This window comes from Streptomyces sp. NPDC056948 (genome assembly GCF_042674225.1).
Classification (GTDB): domain Bacteria; phylum Actinomycetota; class Actinomycetes; order Streptomycetales; family Streptomycetaceae; genus Streptomyces; species Streptomyces purpurascens.
The window spans coordinates 1-10270 of sequence record NZ_JBHUQX010000347.1; the positions used below are offsets into that span (position 1 = coordinate 1).

Below are 10270 nucleotides of genomic sequence, written 5' to 3' on the forward strand. Positions count from 1 at the left end.
CGCTCGGGGCGGTTGATCAGGCCGGTCGGCCTTGGGCTGTCCCGGACGCGGTAGCGCTGTCCGGACTGGTCGTGGCCCTGCTCGTTCTTGTCCGGCACTGTCGTGGCGGTGTCCGGAACACGAGAGTGGCGGGACGGGGATTGGCAGAATTCCGGATTGTCCATGGCCAGAGGCACGACCAGGATGGCCGGACATGGGGAGAGAGCGTCCGTTGCCGCACGAGGCGCGCAGCGCCGCGGAGTTCGTGGCCTGCTTGCGATGGCTCAAGGAACAGGCCGGCCTGACCTACCGGCAGTTGGAGAGAAACGCCGAACGGCGCGGTGACGTGCTCGCGCGGAGCACCGCGGCCGACGCGCTGCGCCGGGACTCGCTGCCGCGTGCCGAGGTGGTCGTCGCGTTCGTCCGCGCGTGCGGAGGAAACGAGGATGCCGCCGTCTGGCTGGAGGCCAGGGACCGGCTGGCCGCCGCCGAGCCGTCGGATGCGGACGACGGGGCTACGCCCGTGGACGGCGGGTCGACACCCGCGCACGCCGAACAGACACCCGGGCACGACAGCTCGACGCACGCGGCGGATGATGACCCGGCCCACGCCGCCGACGGTCCGACCCCCGCTCCGACCCCCACCTCGACCCCGGAACCCCTCACCGAGCCCGCGGTCACCGGCCGGGTCAAGAACCGGCGAGCCCTGGCCGCCTCCGCCGTCGCCGCGCTTCTGCTCGCCGGTGTCGGAGCCTGGGCGCTGCTGCCCGGCGAGACGAGCGACCGAGGCAAGGGAACGCGCGCGGCCGGTGCCGGACCGCGCCTGGACCCCTCCTCGGTCCCCTCCTCATCCACCGACGTCGAAGGCCCGCCACCGGGACCGTCCCGGATCCGCCCGGCCCTGGCGCCCAAGCTCTGCGTCACCGAGGGCCACGACCGCAAGGGGCGCTATCGGAGCCAGGTCGCCGTCCAACGCCCCTGTGGTGACGCCACACCGCCTGACCTGTCACTGGTGTCGGTCGGCAACACAGGCTCGTACTACATCCAATGGCGCCACCCGGTGTACGGCGACGGCTGTCTCACCGCGCTGGGCAGCGGCCATGTCGTCGAGGGACTGCTCGAGCCCTGGCCCTGGGAGAGCTGTTCGGCGGACCGCACCAGCCAGCACTTCTTCTTCGACTCCGCCGGAGGCTCCGAGGCCGACGGCTACCGGATCCACGTGGTGCAGAACGGGATGTGTCTCGGCATCAACGGCGCCGAAGACCGGGCGGCGGGCGCCGAGATCGCCCAGCAGCGCTGCACGGGGGCACGGGACCAGGAGTTCCTGGTGGACGACGTCGAATGACACCGGCCGTCAAGCCGTGACCGCCAGCGGGAAGTGGCATGCCGCACCGTGGAGGGGCGCACCCGGCGGAGGTTCGGGTACGGCTTCGGCGCACAGGTCCCGCGCCCGGGGGCACCGGGTCCGGAACCGGCAACCGGACGGCGGGTCGGCGGGAGACGGGATCTCGCCGGTGAGTACGATGCGTTCCCGCCGGCGCCCGCTGCCGGCCAGAGGCGAAGGGGCCGCCGACAGCAGCGCCTCCGTGTACGGGTGGCGCGGCCGTTCGTAGACCTCCTCCGTCGGGCCCGTCTCCACGATCCTGCCGAGGTACATCACGGCGACCCGGTCGGCGAGGTGCCGCACCACGGACAGGTCGTGCGAGATGAAGAGGTACGACAGCCCCAGCTCGTCCCGCAGGTCGCACAGGAGGTTGAGCACCTGCGCCTGCACCGACAGGTCCAGCGCGGAGACGGGTTCGTCGCAGACGATCACTTCGGGTTCCAGTGCCAGGGCCCGGGCGATGCCGATCCGCTGCCGCTGACCGCCGGAGAACTCGTGCGGGTGGCGGCCGGCGTCCGACGCGCGCAGCCCGACCATCTCCAGCAGTTCGCCCACGCGCGCCGACCGCCGCGAAGGGGGGACCAGGTCGCGATGGGTCAGCCAGGGCTCCCCGATGAGATCCGCCGCGCTGAGGCGGGGGTTGAGCGAACCGAACGGGTCCTGGAAGACCATCTGCACCTTCCGCCGCCAGGCGAGCAGCTCCGCACCCGACAACGCGAACGGGTCGACGCCCTCGTACCGCACGGTGCCCGCGTCGGGCCGCTCCAGCAGCAGGAGGATCCTGGCCAGCGTGGACTTGCCGCAGCCGGACTCGCCGACGAGGCCGAGGGTCTCGCCGCGTCCGAGAGCCAGGTCCACCCCGTCCAGCGCCCGCAGCCGGGTGCTGCCCCGTACGGTCCTTCGGACGGTGAAGCTCTTGGCCAGACTGGTGGCCTCCAGCAGGGTCCCGCGTTCAGGCATCGGCCAGTTCCTTCCCGAAGTGGCAGGCGGCGGCCCGGCCGGTCCCGGTGCCGGTCAGCGCCGGACGGTGGGTCACGCATCGCTCCCGGGCCATGGGACAGCGCGTACGGAAGGCGCAGCCGGCCGGCACCGCGGCCGGGTCCGGCGGGCTCCCGGGAATCGACGTCAGGCGGGAGCCCCGGTGCTGCTCGGCCGGCACCGACTCCAACAGGCCCCGGGTGTACGGGTGGTGGGGCCGGGCGAACACCTCCGCCACCGGCCCGGTCTCCACCACCGTCCCCGCGTACATGACCGCGACCCGGTCCGCGTGCTCGGCGGCGAGCCCGAGGTCGTGTGTGATGAGGACGAGGGCTGTCCGCTGCTCGCCGCGCAACTCGCCGAGCAGGTCCATGATCTGCGCCTGCACGGTGACGTCCAGGGCCGTCGTGGGCTCGTCGGCGATCAGGACCTTCGGCCGCAGGGCGACCGCCGTCGCGATGAGCAGGCGCTGCCGCATGCCTCCCGAGAACTGGTGGGGATAGGCGTCCGCCCGGGAGCGGGCCTCCGGGATGCCCACGCGTTCCATCAGCTCCACCGCCCTGGCCCGCGCCGCGCGCCGGGACATGCCCTCGTGGATGCGGAACGGCTCGGCCAGTTGCGCTCCGACCGTGTGGACGGGGTTGAGCGCGCTGAGCGCGTCCTGGAAGACCATGGCCAGACCCGGGCCGGCCAGTCGGCGCCTGGCGCGTGCTCCGAGCCCGAGCAGGTCCTCGCCGTCGAGCCGGACCTGCCCGCCCACCACCTCGGCGACCGGGTCGAGCAGACCGGCGACGGCGTGTGCGGTCATGCTCTTGCCGCAGCCCGACTCGCCCAGCAACGCCAGCGTCTCGCCCGACCGCACGGCGAAGCTCACGCCGCGCACGACATGGACCGGCCCGGCCGGAGTGCGCACGTCGACGGCCAGGTCGTCCACGACCAGGACGCCGCCCGGAGACAAGCCCTCGGTGCGGTCGCCGTCCACCGGGGAGGCCGTGTCCGTGGACGGGTCGGCGGGCGTACCGCTCGCGCTCATCGCACCGTCGCCGACCCCGGCCGCGCTCCCCGTCACCGAACCCTTGCCGCCCCCGCCCGCCGCACGCGGCCCCCGGGAACGCCGCCCGAGCCCCTGCCGCCACCGCTGCCCCGGATCCGTCGTCAGCCTGGCCCAGGAGGCGAGAACGGTCGCCGACACGGTCGTGACGACGATCGCGAGCCCCGGAAAGAGTGCGATCCACCACGCACTCTGCAGCTCCTGCCGCCCCTGGGCGACCATCAGCCCCCAGCTCACGTCCGGCGGTTGAATGCCGATGCCCAGAAAGCTCAGCGAGGACTCGGCCAGCATCACGAAGCAGAAGTCGAGCGCGGCGACGGTGAGCAGCGTGGGCAGCACGCTCGGCGCGACATGGCGACGGATGGCCGCCCAGCTGCCCGTGCCGAACGTCCGGGCCGCGTCCATGAACAGCCGGCTGCGCAACTCCGCGGCCTCGGCCCGGGCGGTGCGCAGATATACCGGGATCCGGGCGACGGCCAGCACCAGCACGATGCTCGCGGCACTCGGCGAGAACACATAGAGCACGACCACGGCCAGCAGCAGCGAGGGGAAGCTGAGGATCACGTCGGCCACCCGCAGCGACACGTTCTCGCGCCAACCGCCGTGATAGCCCGCCCACATGCCCCACACCGAGCCGATGACCAGCGAGCACAGCACGGCGGGCACCGCCACGGCCAGGGTCGTCCCGGCCGCGGCCAGCAGCCGCGCGGCGACGGGCCGGCCGAGGGAGTCGCTGCCCAGGACGAAGGCCCAGCCGTGGTCGAGACTGAACGGCGGCCGGCCCGGGTCACGCAGGTTCTGGCGGGTCGCCAGGTCCCCGGCCAGGAGCGGCCCCAGTACGGCACTCAGCGCGATCACGAGCAGGAGCAGGGCCGCCGCGCAGGCGAACCGGTCCCGGAGCAGCAGGGCGAACCACCGCCGCCGTACGGTCGTAGCGTCCGTCTGGGATGTGGCTTTCTGAAGCATGTCCCGTCCTTGGCTCATGCCGCCGCCCGCTGTCGTACCCGTGGGTCGAGGAGCGCGTGACAGAGGTCGACCAGGATGTTGAGGGCGAAGATCGCCAGGGCGGTCAGGAGGACCGCCGCCTGAAGCACCGCGAAGTCGCGCTGCAGCACCGAGTCGATCATGAGCTTGCCGATGCCGGGCCAGCCGAAGATCGTCTCGACGACGACCGCCCCGTTGACCAGCCCCACGGCCAGATCGCCCGCGACGGTCAGCGCCGGTGCGGCGGCGTTGCGCAGGGCGTGCCCGAAGACCACCCGGAGTTCGGAGGCCCCCTTGCCGCGCGCCACCTTCACATACGGGGCGGACAGCGCCGAGACCATGGCGCCGCGCACCACCTGGACCAGCACGCCGAACGGGCGGATGAGCAGTGTGGCCACGGGCAGCACCCAGGCCGCCGCGCCGCTCGTGCCGGACGTGGGCAGCCAGCCCAGGGTGACCGCGAAGACCAGCACGCCCATGATGGCGATCCAGAAGTCGGGGACGCTGGCGGCCGTGGAGGACAGGAAGCTCGCGATGCGGTCGGTCGCCGAGTTCGGGCGGTAGGCCGCCAGACTGCCGATGACCACCGCGCCCACGAGGGCGAGCAGCATCGTCCAGCCGGCCAGTTGGAGCGTCGCGGGGAAGGCCCGCAGGACGGCCTCGCCCGCCGGCTGGGCGGTGCGCAGCGACTCGCCGAAGTCGAGGTGGGCGACCTGGGCGAGATAGTCGCCGAACTGGGTGATCAGCGGTTCGTCCAGGCCGTTGCGGGCGGCGAACTCGGCCCGCATCTCGGGCGTCGCGCTCAACGGCAGATACAGGTTGGCGGGGTCCCCGGTGAGGCGGGCCAGGAAGAAGACTCCGAGGACCACCACGAGCAACGGGATGACACTGGAGACCGCACGGCGGCGCAGCAGGGTCAGCATGTGATGTCCTCCCTCAGTCCGCGCGGCGCATGTCGGCGAGTCGCATCTCGTCGTTGGTGGCCGAGTCGGGCCGGTAGCGGACCTTGGGGGAGAGGGCGAGCAGGCCGGTCATATTGGCCATGACGGCGTCCCGGACGACCTCGTCGTTCTGATGGGTGAACGCGTCCGCGAACGCCTTCTGCCGTTTCCCGCCCGAGGCGAGCTGTGCCTCCTCGATGAGCGTGTCGAGTGCTTCGGTGCCGTAGCTGCTCTGGGCGCCCTCACTGCCGTAGATCTGTCCCATCGTGAAAGCGGCGTCGCCCGCCTGGTTGCCGTGCTGGGCCTGGAGCAGGGTGGGGCCGGTGTCGCCGGCGGGGAAGGGGCGCAGCAGGTATTCCAGCCAGGCGTTGACGTCCAGCATCTTGATCCTGACCTTCAGCCCGGCCTTGATCAGACCGTCCTGCACGACCTCCATCGCCTCGGCGGCCTTCGGGTAGATGCCGTTGCGGCCGATGAGGGTGATGGTGGTGCCGGTGCGGACTCCGTCGGCGCGGGCCTCGGCGACGAGTCTCCGGGCCCGTTCCGGGTCGTACGGCCATGGCTCGATGCGCGGGTTGTAGCCGGTGACGCCCTTCGACACGAGCTGCCCGCTGGGCCGACCGGCGAAGACCGCGGTGACCAGCCCCTCCCGGTCGATCGCGTAGTTGACGGCCTGCCGGATCCGGATGTCGTCCAGGGGCGGCTCGGTGGCGTCCATCCGCAGGTACGACACCTCGTTGGTGGCGAACTCGACCGCGCGGTCACCGGCCCCGTCCTCGGGGGCGAGCCCGATCGCGACGTCCGCCTCGTTGTTCGTCACCCTGGCCGCGCGCACACTGCCCTCGGCGCGCCAGACGTAGGTGGCAGCGGCGAACTCGGGAGCCTTGCCCCAGTAACCGGGGAAGCGTTTCAGCCGCAGGTGACGGCCCTGGTTCCAGTCGTCGATCCGGTAGGGCCCCGTGCCGACCGGCTCGCGCACCCGGGAGTCGGGGTCGGTGCTCGTCGGCACGATCTCGACGAAGGACAGGCGCAGCGGCAGGATCGGGTCGGGCTTCGCCGTGGTGACCCGGAGCGTGGTGTCGTCGACGGGTGTGGCGGTCAGCTCGCTGTCCGCGAAGATGTAGCCGTCGACGTTGCAGTCGATGCCGGAATCCGTGGCGCGCTCGATGGAGAACGCGGCGGCGGCCGCTGTGAAGGGCGTCCTGTCGTGGAAGGTGACACCCTCGCGGAGGGTGAAGGTCCACGAAGTGGCCGAATCCCGGGTCCACTTGGTGGCGAGGGCGGGTTCCAGGCGTCCGGTGGACGGCTCGCGCTCGGTCAGTGCCTCCGTGATGTTGGCCCGTGTGACCCGGCCCGTCGCGGTCAGCGAGGCGTCACAGGGTTCGAGGGTCGGCGGTTCCTCGGGCAGGACGATGCGCAGGGTGCCCGGGCCGCCGCCGATGGGGTCGGCACCGGCCACCGAGCAGCCGGAGACGGCGAGCAGGGCGGCGAGGGAGGCGACGATCGGACGACTGCGGATGGTGCCTAAACCGGTCACTGCGCCTCCGTGCTCGCTCACGTACACAACAGAGAACGTCGTTTAGATATGTGGACGGTAGGTGGATGGTCATTATTGGGGCGGTGAGGCGGAACGCGTCAAGGGGTGTGCGCCGGTTCCCAACTCGTCCCACCTCTTGACGTGTTGATTGCCGTCCTAAAACATTCGGGAAGCTCGATTGATTCTGCGCGGTTCTGTTCGCTCCCGAAGGGAATCCATGTCCAGCAGACATCGCCTCGCCCCGGCCTTGGCGGTCGCCGTCCCCCTGGTACTCGGCGCGGGACTCGTGACCGTGCCTCCTGCCGCTGCCGCCGAACCGCCCGGCAGCGCGGTCACGGTACGGATCGACCCCTCCTACCGGCAGCAGGAGTTCGAAGGGTGGGGGACGAGCCTCGTCTGGTTCGCCAACATCACGGGCCGCTACCCGGAACCCATCCGCCAGAAGCTCGCCGACATGCTGTTCGGCAAGGACGGCCTCCGCCTCAACATCGCGCGCTACAACATCGGCGGTGGCAACGCGCCCGACGTCCGCAAGGACTACATGAAGACCGGCGCGACGATGGACGGCTTCTGGAAGGCCCCGGCGGGCACCACCAGGGAGGACACCGACTGGTGGAACCCCGACGACCCCGAGCACTGGGACTGGTCCGCCGACGCGGGACAGCGCTGGTGGGTGGACCGGGTCAAGAACAAGGTGACCAAGTGGGAGGCCTTCAGCAACTCGCCGCCCTGGTTCCAGACCGTCAGCGGCTATGTCTCGGGAGGCTTCGACGCCAACACCGACCAGATACGACCGGACCGCGTCGACGACTTCGCCGCCTACCTGGTCAAGGTGACGGAGCAACTGGAGAAAAAACACCGCATCAAGTTCGACACCCTCGCCCCGCTCAACGAGCCCAACACCAACTACTGGGGCACCCAGCTCGGCCCCGACGGACAGCCCACCGGCGGCCGCCAGGAGGGCGCCCACGCCGGCCCGGAGCTTCAGCAGAAGGTCGTACTGGCCGTGCGCCGCGCCCTCGACCAGGCGAAGACCCGCGCCACCGTCTCCGCGATGGACGAGACCAACCCGAGCACCTTCGTACGCAACTGGAACGCCTACGACAGATCCGCCCGTGCCGCCGTCGACCAGCTCAACGTGCACACCTACGGCACCGGCATGCGCACCAGCGCCCGCGACAGCGCCAAGGCCGCCGACCGGCCGTTCTGGATGAGCGAGGTGGAGGGCACCTGGGGCACCGGCACCGACTTCACCGGCATGGAACCGGGGCTCGGCATCGCCACCCGGGTCGTCGAGGACATCCGTGAACTGGAGCCCTCCGCCTGGGTGTTGTGGCAACCCGTGGAGGACTCCATCCCTCAGGCGCAGGCGGGCAAGAACTGGGGCAGCATCCACATCCCGTTCAACTGCACCGCGAAGGACACCCTGGAGAGCTGCCCGATCCGGGCCAACACCAAGTTCCACACCCTGCGCAACTTCACCCACCACATCCGCCCCGGCGACCACTTCGTGAAGGCCGACGACCCCTCCAGCGTCGCCGCCGTACGGAAGTCGGGACGCGGAGCGACCGTCGTGCACGTCAACAGCGGAACGGCCCCGCGCGCCGTGACCCTGGACCTCTCACGCTTCGGGCGCGTCGCACCCGGCGCCAAGGTGACCCCCGTCGTGACCAGTGCGGACGGCGCCCTCGTCCGCGGCACCCCGGTGAAGGTGACGGACGATTCCGCCACCGTGACCGTGCCGCCGAAGTCGGTCACGACCCTACTCGTCGACGGTGTGTCGGGCACCGCCGAGGATGCCGCACTCGTCCGGCCCGGCCACGTCTACCGCCTTCAGGGAACCCAGAGCGGCAAGTCCCTGGCCCCGTCCGCCGAGGGCAACGGTGTCGTCGTCCGCACGGCCGACCCGGCCGCCAAGTCCCAGCTCTGGTCCGTGAAGCAGCTGACCAAGGGTGACAGCAACCGGGAGCGCTACGCCCTCGTCAACGCCGCCACGGGCACGCGCCTGGCCGTGCGTGACAACGAAGCGGTGCTGGAAGAGGGCGACACCCCGGCCGCGCAGTGGATCATGTCGACCACCGGGGACGGCACCTGGACGTTCGTCAACGCCGCCACGGGCCGCCTCCTCGACGTCGTCGGGCAGTCGACAGCGGACGGCGCCCGCGTCTCGGCCTTCCTGCCGACCTCCAACGCCAACCAGCGGTGGGCCGTCACCGACGAGACGGTGCTCCGTACCCAGCAGGCCAAGGCGTTCACCGTCCCCGGACGCATTCCCGAACTGCCCGGGACCGTGACGCCCGTCTACCGGGACGGTGCCCGGGGATCGCTCCCCGTGGAGTGGACGCTGCCCTCCGAGTCACGGTGGCACAAGGCCGGAACCGTCCGGGTGAAGGGCCGGGCGACCGACGCGCTCGGCCGGACCGTCCGGGCCGAAGCGGTCGTCACCGTGGACACCATCGCCTCCACGCTCCCGGCCCGCGCCAAGACCTACACCGGAGGACGCCCCGACCTGCCCACCACGGTCACCGGCGTCGGACGGCACGGCGGAACGGCCGACCTCCCGGTCACCTGGGACCCCGCACCCGACGGCGCGTTCGACGACGCCGGAGTGGTGACCCTGCGCGGCACCGCCCGGGTCCCCGGCGGAACGACGGCAGCGGCGGCCGTACGCGTCCAGGTCACCGCACCCCGGGACACGAACACCGCGGTCGACGAAGGCGTGACGGTCGGCGCGACGTACACCGAGAGCGGCTACTCCGCCGAGGGCCTGCGCAACGGAAACACGTCCGAGAAGGCCTGGTCGAACTGGAGATCAGGCACCAAGAACCCGGCCGACACCATCACCTTCACCCTGCCCGAGGCACGCGAACTGACCAGGGTCGTCACCCACTTCCACCGCGACGGCGCCAACCTCAGCTTCGCGGAGTCCCTCAAGGTGCAGGTGCGCGGGACCGACGGCACCTGGGCCGACGCGAGCGACGAGGTCGCCGTAGGCACCGAGGGCACGCCGGTGGTCGACGTCCCGGTCCGCGCCACCGGCCCGGTGACCGGGGTGCGCGTGGCCATGACGGCACGCCCGGGCGGCTACCTCACCCTCGGGGAGATCGAGCTGCGCGCCAAGGCGCCCGGGACCTCCTCGGACGCCGGGGCCGCGTCGATCGAGGTCGACGGTGTGCCGGTCGACGGCTTCGACCCGGACCGGACGAGCTACCGCGTGACCTCCGACCGCCCGGACCGGGCGAGGATCACCGCGACGGCCCGCGACCCGTACGCGACCGTGACCGTCCGCAAGGAGGCAGCACGCGAAGCCGTCGTGACCGTGAGCAGCGAGGACGGCTCGCGGACCCGGCAGTACCGGATCGAGCTGACCCGCTCCTGACGCACGACGACGCGGGGCGTGCCGGCCCGGCACGCCC

General features: G+C 71.6%; 6 protein-coding genes. 2 read left to right on the forward strand and 4 right to left on the reverse strand.

The features are described 5' to 3' along the window. Positions 1-193 precede the first annotated feature (193 nt). Entirely contained in the window at positions 194-1324 is a 1131-nt protein-coding gene (locus ACFTZL_RS33515; RefSeq protein WP_382590603.1) for an RICIN domain-containing protein, read from the forward strand. A gap of 9 nt (positions 1325-1333) precedes the next feature. Here the strand turns inward: ACFTZL_RS33515 and ACFTZL_RS33520 are convergent, their stop codons facing one another. From ACFTZL_RS33520 to ACFTZL_RS33535, 4 genes are read right to left on the reverse strand one after another with little or no spacing between them, the layout of a single operon-like run. Continuing rightward, the gene (locus tag ACFTZL_RS33520; RefSeq protein ID WP_382590606.1) at positions 1334-2323 is read right to left on the reverse strand and encodes an ABC transporter ATP-binding protein; all 990 of its coding nucleotides are present in this window, start codon (positions 2321-2323) and stop codon (positions 1334-1336) included. Beyond that, positions 2316-4358: a dipeptide/oligopeptide/nickel ABC transporter permease/ATP-binding protein gene (locus ACFTZL_RS33525; protein WP_382590609.1), complete on the reverse strand. Its 2043-nt coding sequence runs from the start codon at positions 4356-4358 to the stop codon at positions 2316-2318. The genes ACFTZL_RS33520 and ACFTZL_RS33525 overlap by 8 nt, the downstream gene beginning before the upstream one ends. 14 nt (positions 4359-4372) lie before the next feature. Next, positions 4373-5299 carry an ABC transporter permease gene (locus tag ACFTZL_RS33530; protein WP_382590612.1) on the reverse strand — a complete coding sequence of 309 codons (927 nt, stop codon included), beginning with the start codon at positions 5297-5299 and terminating at the stop codon, positions 4373-4375. Between the two features lie 13 nt (positions 5300-5312). Continuing rightward, entirely contained in the window at positions 5313-6854 is a 1542-nt protein-coding gene (locus ACFTZL_RS33535; RefSeq protein WP_382590615.1) for an ABC transporter substrate-binding protein, read from the reverse strand. Positions 6855-7071: 217 nt separating this feature from the next. On the opposite strand from ACFTZL_RS33535, the gene ACFTZL_RS33540 reads away from it, so the two are divergent. Beyond that, the gene (locus ACFTZL_RS33540) at positions 7072-10233 is read left to right on the forward strand and encodes an RICIN domain-containing protein (protein ID WP_382590618.1); all 3162 of its coding nucleotides are present in this window, start codon (positions 7072-7074) and stop codon (positions 10231-10233) included. The last annotated feature ends 37 nt before the right edge of the window (positions 10234-10270 follow it).

Excerpts from the sequence above, each read along its gene's own strand:
- ACFTZL_RS33515 (WP_382590603.1), top strand. The coding sequence starts at position 194 with ATGGGGAGAGAGCGTCCGTTGCCGCACGAGGCGCGCAGCGCCGCGGAG.
- ACFTZL_RS33520 (WP_382590606.1), bottom strand. The coding sequence starts at position 2,323 with ATGCCTGAACGCGGGACCCTGCTGGAGGCCACCAGTCTGGCCAAGAGC.
- ACFTZL_RS33525 (WP_382590609.1), bottom strand. The coding sequence starts at position 4,358 with ATGCTTCAGAAAGCCACATCCCAGACGGACGCTACGACCGTACGGCGG.
- ACFTZL_RS33530 (WP_382590612.1), bottom strand. The coding sequence starts at position 5,299 with ATGCTGACCCTGCTGCGCCGCCGTGCGGTCTCCAGTGTCATCCCGTTG.
- ACFTZL_RS33540 (WP_382590618.1), top strand. The coding sequence starts at position 7,072 with ATGTCCAGCAGACATCGCCTCGCCCCGGCCTTGGCGGTCGCCGTCCCC.